Genomic DNA, 19,074 nt, shown 5'->3' with positions numbered 1-19,074 from the left:
CCCCCTCATGCCGCCATGCTCATGACTTCGGCTCGCGCGATCATGATGCGGCCGTCAACCACCTGGAGCGGGATAGTCGGCACGCAGCCCTCGTCCGGGCCAAGCGCCTGACCGGTCTTCAGGCTGATATTCCAGTTGTGCAGCGGACAGGCCACCTTGTCGCCATGGACGATGCCCTGCGAGAGCGGACCCTGCTTGTGCGGGCATTTGTTGACCAGCGCGTAGACCTCACCCTCTCCCGTACGGAAAACCGCTATTTCCTCGCTATCCCAGACCAGAAGGGTGCGCGCGCCGCGCAGGGGAATGTCATCCACAGCGCCAATGTCGATCCAGTCTGGGGTCATTTTTGTTCTCCTGATGGGGTGAGGGATGGCCGATCCGGCCTTTCCTTCGTCATTCCCGCGAAAACGGGAACCCATTTGAGCTCTCGGCTCAAACGCAGAGATGGCGACGAAGTGGATCCCCGCGTTCGCGGGGATGACGAAATAGGAACCGAAGCTATCCTGATTTCCCGGCACTGACGCATCCAAGTCCACTCCCGACACAAGACGTTTGACTGACGGAGCCATATTGACCCCAAACAGCGCCATTGCTGTCGATTTGAGCAGAACCCCGGCTATGCGGCGGGAATTCGTAAAGGTGTTGCAGCGCCATTGCTGCAATGCGGCAAGAAATAATCCAGGGCAGCGATTCTGTCAACGGGCTGCACGTCCGCAGCGCCCGGCTGCGAAATGGAATTGTCACCGGGCTCGACAACGACCCGTCGTCCCTGCGAAGGTAGGGACCCCGCTTTTCTTCATTCACAGCCAAAGCGGGAACTTCTCCCCGAGATGAAACGAGCGCCCGCGTCAAAGCGAGCGCTCTCAACCATCAAAAGGCCCATTCCACCGAGGCCCAGAACTTCCTGGTGTCGGCATCACCGGTGAAGCTCGCAATGCCCTCCCGCTGGTAATCGGCATATTTCAGGGTGAAGGTGTATTTCTTGACCTTCGCCATCAACTGGACGTTGATTTCATCGCCATAGTTGATGTCCAGCCGATCACTGTCGAAGCGATGATAGGTGGCGGTAAGGCCGATGACGTCAAACGGCCCCTTCTTCTTCACCGTATAGCCGATAGTGCCATAATAGTCGGTGATGCCCTGCGCCGGTGTTGTCAGGAACTTGTCGGCCCAGCCTTGAAACTTGTGCAGAGTGGCAAAAGGCGTCTGGAATGCGAAACCGCCAGCGAAAGGCGTGCCTGTGGCCTTGTCCGTGACGCTGCCATCGGAGCCCAGGCTCTCCACGCCGCCGAGAAGCTTCAGGGGACCAGCCTCGAAGCCAAGCTCGCCCAGATAATAGCCGGCGGAATAGTTGAGCGGATTGGTGCCTATATCGCTCTGCCTGGCGTAGCTTGCCGCATAAGTCAGCTTCAGCGCCTTGCCGAGCGGATACGCCCCCGCAAAACGGCCGCCGAAGGTCTGGCTGCTGTTGCGAAGCAAGGCAACGACCGGCTCATCCTCATCCACGCGATAATAGAAACCGGTGAGGACGCCGAGCTTCGTGGTGTAGGAAAGGTTCGCAAGGACATTGTCGCCCTCGATCGCCTGCGGGCGGTTCGCGGCACCGAACTTGCCGCCATCGATGCCCCAGATAGTGCGGTCGGACCAGGCATAGGTGGCGTCGAGCTTCAAATTCTTGATCCCGGTCCATTCGACCCGGACCGCGTCAAAGGTCTGCTCATTGTCACGCCAGCCGACGGAGCCGACGAAGCGCTGGTCATCAAGATTGATGCGCTGGCGTCCGGCGGTGACAATTATGCCGGGCAGCCCCTTGAACTGCACCTGCGCGCGGTTGAGTTCGATATTTTCCGGGTCGGCTACAATCGGATAGATGGCTTTGCCGTTGACGCCGCTATTATAGTCCTCGACGATCGCCAGCGTGCCTTCCGCTTCAACCAGGAAAGACCAGCTTTTGCTGGCAAGCTCTGCCCCGGCGCGGGCGCGGAAGGTCACTGCATCGGCATCTTCGGCAAAGCCGTCCTGATCGACCGTTTCATACCGGAGCCGGGTGTCGATGAGCGGCTTCAGCGTCAAGGTGCCGGCCATCGCAGGTGTGGTGATGGCGGCCAGAAGTGCGGTACCCAATAGATATTTTTTCACTTGTTTTCCTCCACTGATAGTGTGTTTTTCCCCACCTTTCGGAAGGCATCCTCTATTGTTTTCCCTCTCCCCTTCAGTGGAGAGGGTCAGGGAAAGGGAGGACGCGCGACAGGCTTTCAGGAACGACGTTCCGTTCCCTCCCTCTTCCGGCTCGGCTTTGCCTCGCCTCCTCTCCCCCGAAGGAGAGAGGGAATTTTGCTTGTTACGCGGCCTGTTCCAGCGGGTTGGAATAACGCTGGTGCAGGAAGTGAAGCACTTCATGCCGTGCATGATTATATTCGGGCATTTCCGTCGCCTCGATGCGGTTGCGCGGGCGCGGAAGCTTGATGGCCAAGTCCTCGCCGATGGTGGCGGCCGGACCATTGGTCATCATCACCACCCGGTCGGCAAGCAGCACCGCCTCATCAACATCATGGGTGATCATCACCACGGTGTTGTTGAGTTGCGACTGGATGTTCATGACCGCATCCTGGAGGCTCGCCCTGGTGAGCGCGTCGAGTGCGCCGAACGGCTCGTCCATCAGCAGGACGCGAGGGCTCATGGCGATGGCGCGGGCGATGCCGACGCGTTGTTTCATGCCGCCCGACAGTTCGCCCGGACGCTTGGCGGCGGCATGGCCCATCTGGACGAGGTCCAGATTATGCGCCACCCAGTCCTTGCGCTCGGCGCGGCCCTTGTTGGGCATTACCTTGTCGACGGCAAGGCGGACATTTTCCTCCACGGTCAGCCAGGGCAAGAGCGAGTGGTCCTGGAAGATCACCGCCCGGTCGGGACCCGGCTTGTCGATCACGTCGCCGTCCAGAAAGACGACGCCGCGGCTCGGCTTCACCAGGCCCGCAATGATGTTCATCAGCGTCGATTTGCCACAACCCGAATGGCCGATCAGCGCGACGAACTGTCCCTTGTCGATGGACAGATCAATGTCCTGCAACGCCGTGAACGGTCCGTTCTTGGTCGGAAAGGTAACGCTGATGCCTTCAAGGGCGAGATAGCTGCGTTGTTTCATTTGTAGCTTCCTTTGCTACCCGTCCCCGTTCGTCGAGCGCAGTCGAGGACACGGGCTTGGCCTGATCGTGTCTCGACTTCGCTCGACACGAACGGGGACAGGGTGATTTCTCATCAATTCTGCCGCGCCACGCGGCGGCCGATCCAGGCGACGATCCGGTCGAGTGAAAAGCCGACCATGCCGATCCAGACCAGCGCGACTATGGTGTCGGTAAGAAGTGAGCTGTTGTAACTGTCCCAGATGAAGAAACCGATGCCGGTGCCGCCCTGAACCATTTCAGCGGCGACGATTGCGAGCCAGCTCATCCCGACGCCGATGCGAAGGCCCGTGAACATGTGCGGCACGGTGGCCGGCAGCATGATCTTCAGGAAATATTCCACCGGATTGAGCGCGAGCACCTTGCCGACATTGCGATAGGTCGGCGGGATGTTCTGCACGCCCGCCGCCGTATTCAGGATGATCGGCCAGATGGCGGTGATGAAGATCAGGAAGACGGCCGATGGCCCCGCCTGCTGAAAGATCGCAAGGCTGATCGGCAGCCAGGCGAGCGGCGGCACGGTGCGCAGAACCTGGAAGAGCGGGTCGAGCGCGCGATAGGCGAACAGGCTTTGGCCAATGAGGATGCCAAGCCCGATGCCGAAAACGGAGGACAGGCCATAGCCGATCGCAACACGTTCCAGACTGGTTAGAATGTGTCCCGCAATCCCGACATCGCCGCTGCCCTCGATATGCAGGCCCGAAAGGTCAAAGGAGACCCCCTTCAGCGGGTGGACGATCACCTCGTAACTCTCGGACCACACTCGGGAAGGGCTCGGCAAACTCGAATCCTGGGTGCCGCATGCGATTTCCCAGACCGCAAGGAGGGCAAGAATCATCATCAGCGTCGGCATGACCGACGCAGCGACGGAGCGGGCGCGCTCGACAACCGGATCGGTTAGCCAGGCGGACGGCAATGCAGGCTGAATTTTCGGCATGCCACTATTGGGATAAGGAATGATCTCGGCCGAGGCTGCGACATGGCTTGGAACCATGCCGGCGGCGGTCGGGACGAGGGAAGCGGAGTTGCCCGTCATGATGATGTGCCCCCTGTTCAAAAAATTTTCAGACTCTCACGTCGTCCCTGCGAAGGCAGGGACCCCGCTTGTTCTGGAGGACCCGAATGAAGGAAGCGGGGGCCCTGCCTGCGCAGGGACGACGCCGAAGGAGGTTCGTTCATCGCCAGGCCCCGGCTTCCACTGCGCCTCAAACCCGCTTGATCGCGAGGCTCTTGAGATAGGCCGCGGGATTGCCCGGATCGAAGACCTTGCCGTCGAAGAATTTCTCGACACCGCGGCTCTCACCCTTCGGTATCTGGGCCGCCGGAACCTTGGCGAGTGCAGCCGCCTTGCGCCATATGTCGGAGCGATTGACCTTGGCGATAACCGATTTGGTGTTAAGGCCCGCTGGCAGCTTGCCCCAGCGCTGGTTTTCCGTGAGGAACCACAGCTCATGGCTCTTGTAGGGGAAGGATGCGTTCGCGGCGAAGAACTTCATCTTGAAAGCCGCGTTCTTGAACGAGCGGCCATCGCCCATGTTGAAATTGCCGGCCAGGCGGTCCTGAATGTCGGTGACAGGGACCTTGAACCAGTCGCGGCCGCCAACGATCTGGCACAGCTTGGCAAGATTTGCCGGATTGTCGCACCAACGTTGCGCCTCGATAACGGCGGCTGTGATGGCGACCGCGGCCTTGGGATTGGCGGCCACCCAGTCCGAGCGCATGGCGAAGCTCTTTTCGGGGTGGTTCATCCACATCTGTCCCGTGGAAACCGCAGTGTAGCCGATGCCCTGCGCTACAAGCTGGTCGTTCCAGGGCTCGCCGACGCAGAAGGCCTCCATGGTGTTGGCCTTCATATTGGCGACCATCTGCGGCGGCGGAATGGTGATGAGTTCCAGATCCTTGTCTGGATCGATGCCGCCCGCAGCCAGCCAATAACGGATCCACAGGTCGTGGGTGCCGCCAGGAAAGGTCATTGCCATGGTGATCTTGTTGCCCGCAGCGCGGCGCTTGGCGATGATGCCCTTCATCTTGCCGGCATTGAGGTCAGCCTTGGCCTGCAGATATTCCTTTTCCACCGAAATGGCCTGGCCGTTGACGTTCAAGCGGGCGAGGATGCTCATCGGGGTTGTCTTGCCGATAGTGCCCAGTGTCAGGAAATAGGGCATTGGCGTCAGGATATGCGCGCCATCAATGCCGCCACCGCCGGCACCCAGGACAATATTGTCGCGGGTCGCGGCCCAGCTTGCCTGCTTCAGCACTTCAACATTGGGCATGCCGTATTTGGCGAAAAGCCCCAGTTCCTTCGCGATGATAAGTGGCGAGGCGTCCGTGAGCGCGATATAGCCCAGCTTTGCGCCCTTCACTTCCGGACCCGCACCCTGCGCGAAGGCACCGCCGGGGAACGCGGCATGTGCCGCGGACAGGACCGCAGCCGTACCCCCCAGCTTCAGGAAGCGCCGCCGCTCCATCGCCTTTGTTTCATCGCCCTTTTCATTATTGTCCATGATTGGCCCTTCCCTGAAGATGAGAATTTTCGACATGAAAAAAGCCGCCTCGACCACGGCCATCATTGGCTGGTCGGGCGGCGTCATTGCCTAATGGCTACCCCTGCAAATAGGGCGCCGTTCCGGCTCCATCCCCCCATGGATAGACCGGATAAACTGACTCAGGCATCCTTGCCCGATGGACACAAGCTTGCATGAGTCGCGTCATTGAGCAAGTGCAATATTCGCACATGCGAAAAAATTTTATTGCGCTGCGATTTCAGCCAGATAATCGTCCAGATGGTCAGGATCGAATGAGCGGCCATCGAAGAACTGGTCCGGGCCCAAAAGCAATCGGCCCTGAACGGTACCGACTCCAGTGGGTTTCGCGATACCACCTTCCAATTTCGCGCTTGCCCCGGGCAGGGGCACATTGGTCCCGGCAAAGGCGGCGCGATACACGTCCGGCCGAAACACTTTTTGCGCTGCCGCATAAGCCTTGGCGCTTTTCTTCGCATGTCCAGCACGGACCATCTGCGCATAGAGCCAGGCCGCCTGGCTGACCCAGGGGAAATTGGCGGCTTCGCGATGCTGGAACATGAAGTCCGGGATATGCAGCGGCTCGGTTCCGGCGGCGAGCTTGATCCGGTCGGAAATCGCCCGCTCGATCAGCGGCGCCGGCCCGTCGAGATATTCGGGTCGCGCCAATATGGCCGCGTTTTTCTCCAGGCGGGCAGGGTCGATAAAGGCCTTGCCGGCATTGTACATCGCGCGGATCAGGCGGTGGACAATTTCGCGGTCGGCCTCCATCCGTGCCGTCTGCATCGCCAGCACCTTTTCGACGCCCCGCTGCCAGATATGGGCGGTGACGGTGACGATGGCGCCGACGCCACGCTCCACAGCGACGCTGTTCCACGGTTCGCCGACGCAGATGCCATCCACTTCGCCCGCCGCCAGTGCGTCGGCGGCAAAGGGCGGCGCTATGGTGATGATCTCGATCTGTTCGTCAATGTCGACGCCGCTGCCCGCCAGCCAGTAGCGGAGCATGTAGTTATGGCTGGAAAAGCGATGCACGACCCCAAGGCGTATCTTGGAACCCGCCGCCGCCCGCTCGGCGATAATGGCGGCAAAGCGCTTCCCCGCCTCGCGGGGCTTTGCAAGGCCCTTCTTCCCTTCGGTCACGGCCTTTGCCAGTTCCGGCGTCAATGTGATGGCATTGCCGTTAAGGCCCAGCACGAAGGGTACCGAGAGCGGCACTGCCGGACGGTCCAGCCCCAGGCTGGTCGCAATGGCGAGCGGGGCTACGAGATGGGCGGCGTCGCTATGACCGTAGAGCAGGCGATCACGCACCGTTGCCCAACTGACATCCCGCATCAGTTGAAGGTCGATGCCCTGTTCTTCGGCAAAGCCCAGTTCATGCGCCAGAATGGGAAGCGCCGCGTCGACCAGGGGAAGAAAACCAATACGAAACGGGTCAAGCGTCACAGATCACCTCCCATCAGGCTATCGGCGGTCACCAGCGCCTCGGCAACTTCCGCAATGCGCCGGTTGCTTTGCATGGCGTGGCTGCGCAGCAAGGCGTAAGCGGCCGGTTCATCGATGCTTCGGCGCTTCATCAATATGGCCTTCGCCCGGTCGATCGTCCGGCGTTCGGCGAGCTGGTTCTTCGCCTCGGTCAGCTCTTCCTGAAGTTTGGAAAAGGCTTGGAACCGGCGCACGGCAAGGTCGAGGATCGGCTTGATCCGCTCCTTCTTGAAACCGTCCACGATATAGGCGGAAACACCCGCATCAACGGCGGCAAAGGTGGATTGCTCGTCGCTCTGGTCGACGAACATGGCAATCGGCTTGCCGAGCGAGCGGGAAACGAGGAAGCTTTCCTCCAGCGTATCGCGGCTGGGGTTTTCGAGGTTCATGAGGACCACATCGGGCTCAAGCGCGGCGAGACGCGCCACCAGTCCCTTGCGATCAGTCAGCGTGGCGATGTCATTGAGGCCAGCGTCGCGCAAACCCTCCTCAATCACCGCCGCCCGCGCGGAGCTTTCATCGACAATCGCGATCCGCAAGCGCTGAACCTCCCGTTTGTGCTGCGTTGCAACGATTCGCGGGGAATTGCAATATTGAGGGTGGTTAAAGCGGGCAGAAGGGACGTGAGGCTCCCTCTCCCCCGAAGGAGAGAGAGCAAAAAAGTCCCCTTTCCGTCGTCCCTGCGCAGGCAGGGACCCCGCTTCTCTTTGACAGGGTTCAAGAAACAGCGGGGCCCCTGCCTCCGCAGGGGCGACGGCTCATTTTTTTCATCGGCAGCAAAGACCCCAACCTCCCCAAAACAAAAAAGGCCGGAGCTTTCGCCCCGGCCTTTCCTGTTGCTGATGGCCAGCTTGGACTTAGAAGTCCATGCCGCCCATGCCGCCCATGCCGCCACCCGGCATTGCGGGCATAGCAGGCTTGTCTTCGGGCATTTCGGCGATCGTCGCTTCGGTCGTGATCAGCAGGCCAGCCACGGAAGCGGCATCCTGCAGCGCGGCGCGGACGACCTTGGTCGGGTCGATAACGCCAGCGGCGACGAGGTTCTCATAAACGTCTGTCGAAGCGTTGAAGCCGAGCGTCTCGTCCTTGGAGTCGAGCAGCTTGCCGGCAACGACGGCGCCGTCCTGACCGGCATTCTGCGCGATCTGGCGGACAGGGGCCTGAATCGCCTTGCGGACGATATCGATGCCCCGGGTCTGGTCGTCGTTGATGCCCTTCAGGCCATCAAGAGCCTTGGTGGCATAGAGCAGCGCGGTGCCGCCGCCGGGGACGATGCCTTCCTCAACCGCAGCGCGGGTGGCGTGCAGGGCGTCGTCGACACGGTCCTTGCGCTCCTTCACCTCGACTTCGGTCGCGCCGCCAACCTTGATCACGGCAACACCGCCCGCGAGCTTGGCAAGACGCTCCTGGAGCTTCTCACGGTCATAATCGCTGGTGGTGACTTCGATCTGCTGACGGATGGCTTCAACGCGAGCCTTGATCGCATCGGCTTCACCGGCGCCATCGACGATGGTGGTGTTGTCCTTGTCGATGGTGACGCGCTTGGCTTGGCCGAGCATGCCGACGGTGACATTTTCGAGCTTGATGCCGAGGTCTTCGGAGATCATCTCGCCCTTCGTCAGGATCGCGATGTCCTCCAGCATGGCCTTGCGGCGGTCGCCGAAGCCCGGAGCCTTGACGGCGGCAACCTTGAGGCCGCCGCGCAGCTTGTTGACCACCAGGGTCGCGAGCGCTTCGCCCTCAATGTCTTCCGCGATGATGAGCAGCGGACGGCCCGACTGAACGACGGCTTCCAGGATGGGGAGCATCGCCTGAAGGTTGGAGAGCTTCTTTTCGTGGATCAGGATGAACGGGTCGTTGAGTTCGACCTGCATCTTTTCCGGGTTGGTGATGAAGTAGGGCGACAGGTAGCCGCGGTCGAACTGCATGCCTTCGACGACATCGAGTTCGAAATCCAGGCCCTTGGCTTCCTCGACGGTGATGACGCCTTCCTTGCCGACCTTTTCCATGGCTTCAGCGATCTTTTCGCCGACTTCCACGTCGCCATTGGCGGAAATGATGCCGACCTGCGCGATTTCGCTGGAACCGGCGACGGGCTTGGAACGGCCCTTCAGATCCTCGACGATCTTGATGACGGCGAGGTCGATGCCACGCTTCAGGTCCATGGGGTTCATACCGGCCGCGACCGACTTCATGCCTTCGCGAACGATCGCCTGGGCCAGCACGGTGGCGGTGGTGGTGCCGTCGCCGGCAATGTCGTTGGTCTTCGAAGCGACTTCGCGGACCATCTGGGCGCCCATATTCTCGAACTTGTCCTTCAGTTCGATTTCCTTGGCGACGGAAACGCCGTCCTTGGTGATGCGGGGCGCGCCGAAGCTCTTGTCGATCACGACGTTGCGGCCCTTGGGGCCCAGCGTCACCTTGACCGCGTCGGCCAGGATGTCGACACCGCGCATGATCCGCTCACGGGCGTCGCGCGAAAATTTTACGTCTTTCGCTGCCATGTTCTCTACCTCTGCTTTCTTGTCAGATTAGATGTTGGGATAGATGGGAAAGCGGCTCAGCCGATGATCCCCAGAATGTCGCTTTCCTTCATGATCAGCAGGTCTTCACCGTCGATCTTGACTTCGGTGCCGGACCATTTGCCGAACAGGACGCGGTCGCCGGCCTTTACGTCCAGCGGAGTGATCTTGCCGTCTTCGCTCTTGGCGCCTGCGCCGGCGGCGACGACTTCACCTTCAGAGGGCTTTTCCTTGGCGCTGTCGGGGATGATGATCCCGCCAGCCGTCTTCTCTTCCGCCTCGACACGGCGGACGAGAACGCGATCATGCAACGGACGAAAACCCATATGCTTACCTTTCTCTTGGCTATCGTTCCGGCCGGATGTGTTGCAGGATCCCCCTTGTCAGGCGCCCCTTTCAATACATTCCGCCCTTCGAATCCTTGTTAGCACTCCTGATATGAGAGTGCCAACCGCGGTCATATGGTCGCTTGGCAAAGCCGGTCAAGGGGCGCATCTGAGAAAAAATTTCCGGGAGAGAATAACCGTGTCCCTTCGTCGCCTCTCGCCGGCGGGGTGCTGCCTTTGCTGGAACGATGGCAACCGCCTATCTCCATTGCGGCCCTTCGCGGCATGGGTTACCCCTCGGCGGTAAAATTCAATGGCCCAAGGAGGCTCGTTTGGCCTTTATCAAAGGTATCTGGCGCATATTACTGGCGATCAAGGACGGCCTCGTGCTGCTGTTCCTGCTGCTTTTCTTCGGCCTTCTTTATGCGGCGCTCACCTTTTCCCCCCAGCCTGCGATGATCGGCAGCGGGGCGCTGGTGCTGAAGCTCGAAGGAACCATCGTTGAACAGCCGCGCCGCGAAAGCCCCTTCGATCTCATCACCGGCAATGGATCCCCCGTCGGGGAATATGGCCTGTGGGACGTGGTGCACGCGCTCGAAACGGCGGTGGAGGACCGGAAGGTCAAGGCGGTCGTGCTTGATCTTGACGGCTTCATGGGCGGCGGCCAGGTGGCGATGGCGCGGGTGGGCGAGGCGCTGGACAAGGTGCGCGCCGCGAAAAAGCCTGTCCTTGCCTTTGCGACGGCTTATACCGATGACGGATACCAGCTCGCCGCCCATGCGTCGGAAGTTTGGCTCAACCCCATTGGCGGGGTTATGATCAGCGGGCCGGGCGGATCGCAGCTCTATTATAAGGGCCTGATCGACAAGCTGGGCGTCAACGCGCATGTCTATCGCGTCGGCACCTACAAGAGCTTCGTCGAACCCTTTATCCGCACCGACCAGTCGCCCGAGGCGGAGAGCGCCATGCAGGCGGTCTATGGCGCCGTCTGGCAGAATTGGCGGGACGAGGTCGGCCGGGCGAGGCCGAAGGCGAAACTAGCCGCCTATGTCGCCGATCCTGTTGCAGTTTCGCGCGCGGCGGGCGGCGATCTTGCAAAGGCAGCGCTCAGCGCCGGGCTGGTGGACAGGCTCGGCGACCGCACGGCTTTTGGCGCGCGCGTCACGAAGCTGGCCGGGGTGGATGAGGAGGAAGTCCCCGGCAGCTTCAAACAGATCAAATATGAGGCTTATGCCGCCGCCTATCCGATACGGGAGGACGGCCAGATCGGCGTTGTGACCGTAGCAGGCGACATTGTCGACGGAGAGGCCGATCCGGGTTCGGCGGGGGGCGAGACCATCGCCAAGCTGATCCATGACGCGCTTTCCGAAAAGGATCTAAAGGCGCTTGTCCTGCGCGTGGATTCTCCTGGCGGATCGGTCCTCGCTTCGGAAGAGATCAGAAGCGCCCTGCTGGACGCAAAAGCGCGTGGCCTGCCGGTTGTCGCTTCGATGAGCAATGTCGCGGCGAGCGGCGGCTATTGGGTGTCGACCGCCGCCGACCGAATCCTCGCCGAACCTTCGACGATCACCGGCTCCATCGGGGTGTTCGGCATATTGCCCAGCTTCGAAAATTCGCTGGCCAAGATTGGTATCACCACGGATGGCATCAAGACCACGCCATTATCCGGGGAACCCGATCTTGCGGGCGGTTTCAGCCCCGAATTTGACGCGCTGGCCCAGGCGGGGGTCGAAGATGTCTATCGCCGCTTCGTCGGGTTGGTGGCCAAGGCGCGCAAGATGCCGCCCCAGCGAGTGGACCAGATTGCCCAGGGACGCGTCTGGGACGGCGGAACAGCGCGGCAATTGGGGCTGATCGACGGGTTCGGTTCGCTTGACGATGCCGTCGCAGAGGCGGCGAAACTCGCAAAGCTCGACCCCGCCAAGGCGCGGCCGGTCTTCATCGAGGAAAAGCCGGACTATTTCACCCAGTTGCTTGAGCAATATTCCCGCAGCGATGAGGAGGACCGCAGCGTTTCATTGCCCAGGGACTGGCTCGGCAAGCAGGCCTGGCTGCGGCGCAACTTCGCCATGCAAGCGGTGGGGGACGTCCGCGCCATGCTGATGGGCAGCGCGATCCGCGCCGACTGCCTGGAATGCCGGGGCGCGCTGCCGCAGCCGGTGAATGCAGCCAAGGCCCGGAAGTTGATCGATTATCTGCTGGAGTGGTGAGGATCTTCCGGGCGGAGGAAACAGGCAGGACATCGCGGAAAGCGCATCGATCAGCCGCGCCCTTGCCCTCTCCGGGCCGGAGTTCATGGGCCGTTCAGCCACAGGGGTGAAACCGGGGAGGAAATGCTGACCTGCACCCATCGGAGAATGGCAATGAAGACCGGATATGTCGCCCTCGCCCTTGCAATATCAGCCTGCCTGCCCGCTCTGGCGCATGCTCAATCCTATGATGCACAGCGGCGCTGGGAGGCCGCTCAGGACCGGTATCAGGCCGAAACCGAGGTCTATCAGCGTGAGCGCGAACGCTATTATGATTCCCGGCTGCGAGATCGCGACGTTCATGATGAAGACCGCTACGCCACCGATTATGACGCCGCGCGCGATTATCGCGACGATCCCGGATATGAGGAGCGCCGCCTTGGCCCGGATGATGAGGTCTATCGCGGCTCCGACGGCCGCTATTATTGCAAGCGCAGCGACGGCACCACCGGCCTGATCGTCGGCGCGGCGGCAGGCGGCATTCTCGGCAATGTCATTGACGGCGGACGCCATCGCACCGGCGGAACCCTGATCGGCGGCGCGCTCGGCGCCCTGCTTGGCCGTTCGGTGGAGCAGAACAGCGATATCCGCTGCCGTTAGTTGCAGAGCCAGTGGGCCGGCGCGCGGAAGGTGTATGCCAAGCCGGCCTTCCCCCCTTCCGCGAGCGGGAGGGGAATGACTGCTCCTCAGCCCTTATGCGTGACGATCCATTCCTCAACTACTGGCGCGATCCGTTTGCGCCACTTGCTGCCGTTGAATATGCCGTAATGGCCCACGCCTTCGGCCAAATAATATTTCTTGTGGCTTTCCGGCAGGCCGGCCGAGATGGTGAGCGCGGCCTTGGTCTGGCCTACTCCTGAAATATCGTCCCGCTCACCTTCGATTGCCAGCACGGCGATGTCGGTTATGGCGCTGGGGTCGATCCGCTTGCCGCGATGCTCGAACATGCCGCGGGGCAGGCTGTGCTCCTGGAACACTTCCCGCACCGTCTGCAGGTAGAATTCCGCCGTCATGTCGCAGACAGAGCGATATTCGTCGTAGAAATCCTTGGTCGCGTCGGCGCTCTCGCCATCGCCCTCGACCAGATGCTTGAACATCTCCCAATGGCTCATCAGGTGGTTGCCAAGATTCATCGACATGAATCCGGCAAGCTGCATGAAGCCTGGATAGACCTTTCGCCCTGCGCCGGGATATTGGAAAGGCACGGTGGCGACCACATTTTGCTCGAACCAGGAAAGAGGCCGCTGCGTGGCGAGGACATTCACGGCCGTGGGCGCCTCGCGCGTGTCGATCGGACCGCCCATCATGGTGAGCGTTTTCGGTCGGGCGGGATTATTGTCGGCGGACATCACCGCCGCCGCGGCGTAGCAGGGAACCGACGGTTGGCAGACCGCCAGCATATGCGCGCCAGGCCCGATATATTCCAGGAACTCAATCACATAATCGATATAGTCGTCGAGGTCGAAACCCCCCTCGCGAATCGGGATATTCCGGGCATCGCGCCAATCGGTGATATAGACGTCATGCTTTGGCAGCATCCGCTCGACCGTTCCCCGAAGCAGCGTCGCAAAATGGCCGGACATTGGCGCGACGATCAGCAACTTTGGGTCATTTTCATGCCCGTCGCGGACGAAATGCTTGAGCTGCCCAAAGGTCTTGCGGCACTCGATCTCCTCGGTGACCGGCACCTGCTTGCCGTCGATCTCAATGAAAGGGAGATTGAAGGCCGGCTTGCCCCGGGGCGCTGCCGCATGGGCAAAGACATCGAGCGCCGATGCGAGAATCGGTCCGCCGCCGAAATAGGCGAATGGATTCGCCGGATTGTTCAGCAACTCCACGCTGGCATTTGCCAAAGCGCTTGCCCCTGCCAGCAAACTGCGCTGGAGCTCATAGGCGTCGTACAGCATTCAAAGACCCTTCTGTTCCCCCGCCGCCTTTGAAGCGGACGTGCGACCGAATTGCAGTTCCCGCATATATGTGCGCTGCAGTATAAAGCATAAAGCGCATTGAGGCGACCTATAGCCGCTGCTAGGCGCACTTACATGGAAAAAAAATTCGATCCGCCGCAAAGCGCGGGAGCTGTCGATACAACGCGCCGTATTGGAAATCTGCGCCTTATCGGGGGATATGCCGCCCGATACCCGGGACGAATCGTTGGTGCAGCCCTGTCGCTTCTTTTGGCGTCCGGCGCGACCCTCGCCATTCCAAGTGGGTTCCAGCGCGTCATCGACAAGGGCTTTGCCGGTGGCGCAGGAGACATAACCCCTTATTTTCATTATCTTTTAATGATCGTCGTCATCCTTGCCCTGGCAACGGCATCCCGCTTCTACTTTGTGTCGTGGCTCGCAGAGCGAGTCGTGGCCGATCTGCGGACGGCGGTGCAGCAAAATCTGCTGCGACTCGCCCCAGCCTTCTTTGAAGAGAACCGTCCGTCCGAAATCGCCTCCCGCCTGACGGCAGACACCGCCATTATCGAACAGGTGGTCGGCACCACCGTTTCCATGGCCCTGCGCAATATCGTGACTGGAGTCGGGGGGATCGCCTATCTATTCACCCTGGCGCCCAAATTAACGGCAATGCTGCTTTTGGGCATACCGGTCGTCATCCTGCCCATCATGTTCCTCGGCCGCCGGCTGCGTCTGCTGTCCCGCGCCAGCCAGGACAGGATTGCGGAGGTCGGTTCTACCGTCGCGGAAGTGCTTGGCGCCATGAAGATCGTCCAGGCCTTTGGACAGGAAGCCCGGGAAGCATCCCGCTTCCGTACGGCCGTGGAGAGCGCCTTCGCCACCGCCCGCAAACGGATATGGATGCGTGCCGTGATGACCGCCATCGTCATTGCGATCATTTTCGGCTCTATCACCATGATCATGTGGCAGGGCGCGTTGGACGTCGCCAGCGGACGGCTTTCGGGTGGCGCGATTGCCGCCTTCGTCCTGACGGGTGGGCTGGTGGCGGGCGCTTTCGGAGCGCTCACGGAAACCTATGGCGACCTGCTTCGTGGTGCGGGAGCAGCCGCAAGATTGGGAGAATTGCTCTCGCAAAAGCCCGGCATCGCCGCTCCGCCCCATCCGGTGGTGATACCTGACACGGCGCGTGGCAGGCTGAGCTTCGACCATGTGACCTTCCGCTACCCGACGCGACCCGAGACGAAGGCGCTGGACGATTTCTCGTTGGACATATCGCCTGGCGAGACGGTGGCCGTGGTGGGGCCTTCCGGCGCCGGAAAATCCACGCTGCTGCAACTGGCGCAGCGTTTCTATGATCCCGGCAACGGCGCCATCCGGCTGAACGGCGTTGATCTGCGGTCCGCCGATCCGGCCGACATCCGCGCCCATATGGCGATGGTGCCTCAGGAAATGGTGATCTTCGCCGCCTCCGCCCGCGACAATCTGCGCTACGGCCGATGGGACGCGACCGACGAGGAGATCTGGGCTGCCGCCCGGGCGGCCAATGCCGAGGATTTCCTCCAGGCTCTGCCACAAGGGCTGGAAACCTTCCTGGGAGAGGGCGGCGCCCGTCTTTCCGGCGGCCAGCGGCAGCGCGTCGCCATTGCCCGCGCCCTGCTGCGCAATGCCCCGATCCTGCTTCTGGATGAGGCAACCTCAGCCCTGGACGCTGAATCAGAACGGCTGGTGCAGGAAGCACTCGACCGCCTGATGCGGGATCGCACCACCATCGTAATCGCCCATCGCCTGGCAACGGTGCGGGCCGCCGACCGCATCATCGTTATGGATGCAGGACGCATCGTGGAGGAAGGGCGTCATGACTCGCTGATCCTCAGGGGCGGCCTTTACGCACGGCTCGCCCGCCTGCAGTTTGACGGGGTTGCGGCATGAATGACCTATGGGGAGAGACACCTCCACTCTGATTTCCGTCGTCCCTGCCTTCGTGTTGTGTTCCGAGAGGTTGGCGAGAGGGAAGTGGTGTAGAACGCGGCTCTGATCCACAATTTCCAGGGGCAACGAGCTCTCAGCGCCTTACCCCACCGTCATCTTCTCCGCTCCTGCCTTGATCGGCCGCCACGCCGCCTCCTTCTCCCGCCGCTTCAAATAGCTGTCGAGGGCAATCTGAAGCGCGATCAGCATGAAGATGAAGGGCTGGAATGCGATGCCTACGAAGAGCGAGCCCACCAGATAGACCAGATGCCCCTGTTGCATGGCAAGCGCATAGGGCGCGACCCATTGCAAAGCGGCCTCGGGCCGTTTTGCATAGCGGCGGCGGATGATCTCCATCCGCAACACCGTGCCGAAATTCAGCAGCAGCCAGACAAAAAGGCCGGGAAAGCCCTGTTCGCCGAGCATCTCGAAATAGCTGCTGTGATAGGCGCGTCCTTCGTCCGTGATGACTTGCCGTTCCACTGCCTGGACCGGACCGTCGCCCTCCACTTTCTTTGCGTCATAGCGAAGCGTGTTCTGGCGATAGGCCTCAAAGCCGCCGCCCAACGGATGATCCTGCACATAGTCCCAGGTCCATTGCCACACCGCGATCCGGGTGGAGGCGGACTGGTCCGCCTGATAATTCTGGATGGTGTCCATGCGGCTGGTGAAACTAGAAGGCAGGAAGGGGATCGCCATCAACCCGGCGATACCAAGCAAGGCCCCATAGAGCAGCCGCCGCTTCGCATGGCGCAGGAACAGCAGGACCAGAAAGGCCGCGCAGACAAGGCCAGTGCGCGCCTCCGTCCCGATCGGGATCAGGAGACAGGCAAAGCAGAGGCTGAAGGCGAACAGCTTCACCCGCCAGTCCGCCGGATAGATGCTGCCCCATTTCGAAAGATACAGGATCAGCGGAATGATCGCGATAGCGACGGTGGAGATGATGCTGCCTTCATAAAGGCCGCTATTATTCTCGACCATCAGGTTGAGCACCCCATAGCCGCCGCCCGATAGCAGCGTCTTGATGCCGCCGGTGATGATGATCGAGCTGGCGCAGAGCACCATGACAAGGCTCAAAGCCTCGATTCTGAGCTTTGTCCGCAGCGTCAGCGGCAGAAATATCGCAAAGACCAGCGCCTTCCACACCCAGTCCCATTTTTCCCTGGCCTCCAGCGGAAAGTCGGCGTGCAACGTCGTGTAGCCCGCATAAGCGAGCAAGAAGAGCATCAATCCCTGCCGCCAGGAAAAGCGGCTGTCCCGCTTGTCATCGACCGCAAGCCAGGCAAGGACCGCCAGCGCGAAGGCGATCAGCGAAATGGGGATGCTGTTCAAAAGGAAATAGGACAGTCGCTGGGGCGAAACGATATCGATATAGGCATAGGCCAGAACGAAGATGAACGGGCGCTTGAAACCAAGGCCCATGAATGCCGCCAGGAACGCAATGAAGATCAGGTCACGCATCGCGGTTGTTTCCGCCAGGCGCGGGCGGGTCTTCCCTGTCGAGATCGGCGCGGAACAGCAGCCGCCATGCGGCGAGCAGGATAAGGCCATGGCTGACCAGCAAGGAGAAATTGTCGATCATGCCTTCACCCCCTTCCACCAGACCTTGCCGGAGACTGCCGCCCTACGCCTACTGGGTTGACGTCGCGTTAATCCTTTCCGCGCAAAAACTTGGTCGTCATGACTCGCATATTGCACATCCTTGACCACAGCCTGCCGCTTCACAGCGGCTATACCTTCCGGACGCGCGCCATTTTGCGGGCACAGAGGGCAAAGGGCTGGGAAGTGGCCTGCGTCACCGGGCTTCGCCACAAGGCCGGCGGGCCCGGTATGGAGGTGGTGGACGGCCTTACCTTCCACCGCACGCGGGGCAAGTCAGGCAGCGTTCCGTTGCTCCGCGAGTGGAAGGAAGTGGACGCGCTCGCGGGCAGGATCGATGCGCTGGTCCGGGAATGGCGGCCGGACCTGCTGCACGCCCATTCACCCGTGCTGAATGCACTGGCGGCTCAACGGGTGGCGCGGCGGCATGACCTGCCGCTGCTCTACGAAATCCGCGCCTTCTGGGAGGATGCGGCGGTCGGCAACGGGACATCCCGCGAAATATCCCCGCGCTACTGGCTGACCCGAAAGCTCGAAACCTATGCTGTTGGGGCGGCCGACGCCGTCGCGGTGATCTGCGAAGGGCTGAAGCAGGATCTGCTTGCCCGTGGCGTCCCCGCCGGCAAAATCATCGTGTCGCCAAATGGCGTCGACATGGAGATGTTCGGGGAACCGGTGCCGCCGGACCCGGCGCTGCAGACGCGGCTGGGCCTCGATGGAGCAGAGGTAATCGGCTTCATCGGCAGCTTCTATGATTATGAGGGGCTCGATGACCTTATCGCAGCAATGCCGAGCCTCATCGCTCGCCGGTCGAGCGTCCGGCTATTGCTGGTGGGTGGCGGCCCGATGGAAGAAGCGCTGCGCCAGCAAGCGGCGGCTTCGCCCGTGGCCGGCCATATCGTCTTTGCTGGCCGGGTGCCCCATGACGAGGTGGAGCGCTATTATAGCCTCACCCATATCCTTGCCTATCCGCGCAAGGCCATGCGCCTTACCGAATTGGTGACGCCGCTCAAGCCGCTCGAGGCAATGGCCCAGGGGCGGCTGGTCGCAGCCTCAAGCGTGGGCGGGCACCGCGAACTGATCGAGGATGGGGTTACAGGCACGCTATTTCCTCCGGGCGATCCCGAAGCGATGGCAGAAGCCCTCGCGGCCCTGCTGGAGGACCGAGGCATTTGGGAGGAACGGCGGCGCACGGCTCGCGCATTCGTCGAACGTGATCGTAACTGGTTGTCAAACATTTCCCGTTACGAACCTGTTTACCAAAAACTGCTTGGATATCAGCGGAAGAGGCGAGCGGCCTGAGGGCTGGAGGAA

At 61.3% G+C, this 19,074-nt stretch carries 16 protein-coding genes; 4 read left to right on the top strand and 12 right to left on the bottom strand.

Annotated features, from left to right (window positions below; translation table 11 throughout):
- Positions 1–5: 5 nt before the first annotated feature.
- The 9 genes from nirD to groES form a co-directional block, all read right to left on the bottom strand.
- Complete coding sequence (gene nirD, locus VJS46_RS07675) at positions 6–344, bottom strand: nitrite reductase small subunit NirD (protein WP_324059200.1); 339 nt, start codon at positions 342–344, stop codon at positions 6–8.
- Between the two features lie 526 nt (positions 345–870).
- Entirely contained in the window at positions 871–2,085 is a 1,215-nt protein-coding gene (locus VJS46_RS07670) for an alginate export family protein (RefSeq protein WP_324059311.1), read from the bottom strand.
- 256 nt (positions 2,086–2,341) lie between these two features.
- Positions 2,342–3,145, bottom strand: coding sequence for an ABC transporter ATP-binding protein (locus VJS46_RS07665; protein WP_324059198.1), 804 nt, complete (start codon positions 3,143–3,145; stop codon positions 2,342–2,344).
- Between the two features lie 113 nt (positions 3,146–3,258).
- Complete coding sequence (ntrB, locus tag VJS46_RS07660) at positions 3,259–4,218, bottom strand: nitrate ABC transporter permease (RefSeq protein WP_324059196.1); 960 nt, start codon at positions 4,216–4,218, stop codon at positions 3,259–3,261.
- A gap of 169 nt (positions 4,219–4,387) precedes the next feature.
- A complete protein-coding gene (locus tag VJS46_RS07655) occupies positions 4,388–5,773 on the bottom strand; it encodes a CmpA/NrtA family ABC transporter substrate-binding protein (protein WP_324059194.1) in 1,386 nt (461 codons plus the stop codon).
- A 156-nt stretch (positions 5,774–5,929) separates the two neighbouring features.
- Positions 5,930–7,150 carry an ABC transporter substrate-binding protein gene (locus VJS46_RS07650; protein ID WP_324059193.1) on the bottom strand — a complete coding sequence of 407 codons (1,221 nt, stop codon included), beginning with the start codon at positions 7,148–7,150 and terminating at the stop codon, positions 5,930–5,932.
- Positions 7,147–7,728 carry an ANTAR domain-containing response regulator gene (locus tag VJS46_RS07645; RefSeq protein WP_324059191.1) on the bottom strand — a complete coding sequence of 194 codons (582 nt, stop codon included), beginning with the start codon at positions 7,726–7,728 and terminating at the stop codon, positions 7,147–7,149. The genes VJS46_RS07650 and VJS46_RS07645 overlap by 4 nt, the downstream gene beginning before the upstream one ends.
- Positions 7,729–8,046: 318 nt before the next feature.
- Positions 8,047–9,693, bottom strand: a complete 1,647-nt coding sequence (gene groL, locus VJS46_RS07640; RefSeq protein ID WP_324059189.1) for a chaperonin GroEL — start codon at positions 9,691–9,693, stop codon at positions 8,047–8,049.
- 56 nt (positions 9,694–9,749) lie between these two features.
- A complete protein-coding gene (groES, locus tag VJS46_RS07635) occupies positions 9,750–10,037 on the bottom strand; it encodes a co-chaperone GroES (protein WP_324059187.1) in 288 nt (95 codons plus the stop codon).
- 332 nt (positions 10,038–10,369) lie between these two features.
- Here groES and sppA point away from each other — a divergent pair, with 332 nt between their 5' ends.
- A complete protein-coding gene (gene sppA / locus VJS46_RS07630; protein ID WP_324059185.1) occupies positions 10,370–12,247 on the top strand; it encodes a signal peptide peptidase SppA in 1,878 nt (625 codons plus the stop codon).
- A 147-nt stretch (positions 12,248–12,394) separates the two neighbouring features.
- The gene (locus VJS46_RS07625; RefSeq protein WP_324059183.1) at positions 12,395–12,886 is read left to right on the top strand and encodes a glycine zipper 2TM domain-containing protein; all 492 of its coding nucleotides are present in this window, start codon (positions 12,395–12,397) and stop codon (positions 12,884–12,886) included.
- A gap of 86 nt (positions 12,887–12,972) precedes the next feature.
- Here VJS46_RS07625 and VJS46_RS07620 read toward each other — a convergent pair whose 3' ends face one another.
- Complete coding sequence (locus tag VJS46_RS07620; RefSeq protein WP_324059181.1) at positions 12,973–14,193, bottom strand: polyhydroxyalkanoate depolymerase; 1,221 nt, start codon at positions 14,191–14,193, stop codon at positions 12,973–12,975.
- 135 nt (positions 14,194–14,328) lie between these two features.
- On the opposite strand from VJS46_RS07620, the gene VJS46_RS07615 reads away from it, so the two are divergent.
- Positions 14,329–16,122, top strand: a complete 1,794-nt coding sequence (locus VJS46_RS07615) for an ABC transporter transmembrane domain-containing protein (RefSeq protein WP_324059179.1) — start codon at positions 14,329–14,331, stop codon at positions 16,120–16,122.
- Positions 16,123–16,263: 141 nt separating this feature from the next.
- On the opposite strand, the gene VJS46_RS07610 is transcribed toward VJS46_RS07615, so the two are convergent.
- Both VJS46_RS07610 and VJS46_RS07605 read right to left on the bottom strand, forming a co-directional pair.
- Positions 16,264–17,622: a putative O-glycosylation ligase, exosortase A system-associated gene (locus VJS46_RS07610; protein WP_324059177.1), complete on the bottom strand. Its 1,359-nt coding sequence runs from the start codon at positions 17,620–17,622 to the stop codon at positions 16,264–16,266.
- Positions 17,615–17,743, bottom strand: coding sequence for a hypothetical protein (locus VJS46_RS07605; RefSeq protein WP_324059175.1), 129 nt, complete (start codon positions 17,741–17,743; stop codon positions 17,615–17,617). The genes VJS46_RS07610 and VJS46_RS07605 overlap by 8 nt, the downstream gene beginning before the upstream one ends.
- A 98-nt stretch (positions 17,744–17,841) precedes the next feature.
- On the opposite strand from VJS46_RS07605, the gene VJS46_RS07600 reads away from it, so the two are divergent.
- The gene (locus VJS46_RS07600; RefSeq protein WP_324059174.1) at positions 17,842–19,062 is read left to right on the top strand and encodes a TIGR04063 family PEP-CTERM/XrtA system glycosyltransferase; all 1,221 of its coding nucleotides are present in this window, start codon (positions 17,842–17,844) and stop codon (positions 19,060–19,062) included.
- Positions 19,063–19,074: the final 12 nt, after the last annotated feature.

It is taken from the genome of Rhizorhapis sp., assembly GCF_035276005.1.
GTDB lineage: Bacteria > Pseudomonadota > Alphaproteobacteria > Sphingomonadales > Sphingomonadaceae > Rhizorhapis.
This window is presented reverse-complemented; position numbering and strand designations above follow the sequence as displayed.

Excerpts from the sequence above, each read along its gene's own strand:
- groES (WP_324059187.1), bottom strand. The coding sequence starts at position 10,037 with ATGGGTTTTCGTCCGTTGCATGATCGCGTTCTCGTCCGCCGTGTCGAG.
- VJS46_RS07625 (WP_324059183.1), top strand. The coding sequence starts at position 12,395 with ATGGCAATGAAGACCGGATATGTCGCCCTCGCCCTTGCAATATCAGCC.
- VJS46_RS07670 (WP_324059311.1), bottom strand. The coding sequence starts at position 2,085 with ATGGCCGGCACCTTGACGCTGAAGCCGCTCATCGACACCCGGCTCCGG.
- VJS46_RS07610 (WP_324059177.1), bottom strand. The coding sequence starts at position 17,622 with ATGCGTGACCTGATCTTCATTGCGTTCCTGGCGGCATTCATGGGCCTT.
- groL (WP_324059189.1), bottom strand. The coding sequence starts at position 9,693 with ATGGCAGCGAAAGACGTAAAATTTTCGCGCGACGCCCGTGAGCGGATC.
- VJS46_RS07620 (WP_324059181.1), bottom strand. The coding sequence starts at position 14,193 with ATGCTGTACGACGCCTATGAGCTCCAGCGCAGTTTGCTGGCAGGGGCA.
- nirD (WP_324059200.1), bottom strand. The coding sequence starts at position 344 with ATGACCCCAGACTGGATCGACATTGGCGCTGTGGATGACATTCCCCTG.
- VJS46_RS07600 (WP_324059174.1), top strand. The coding sequence starts at position 17,842 with ATGACTCGCATATTGCACATCCTTGACCACAGCCTGCCGCTTCACAGC.
- VJS46_RS07665 (WP_324059198.1), bottom strand. The coding sequence starts at position 3,145 with ATGAAACAACGCAGCTATCTCGCCCTTGAAGGCATCAGCGTTACCTTT.
- VJS46_RS07615 (WP_324059179.1), top strand. The coding sequence starts at position 14,329 with ATGGAAAAAAAATTCGATCCGCCGCAAAGCGCGGGAGCTGTCGATACA.
- VJS46_RS07605 (WP_324059175.1), bottom strand. The coding sequence starts at position 17,743 with ATGATCGACAATTTCTCCTTGCTGGTCAGCCATGGCCTTATCCTGCTC.
- ntrB (WP_324059196.1), bottom strand. The coding sequence starts at position 4,218 with ATGACGGGCAACTCCGCTTCCCTCGTCCCGACCGCCGCCGGCATGGTT.
- VJS46_RS07655 (WP_324059194.1), bottom strand. The coding sequence starts at position 5,773 with ATGACGCCGCCCGACCAGCCAATGATGGCCGTGGTCGAGGCGGCTTTT.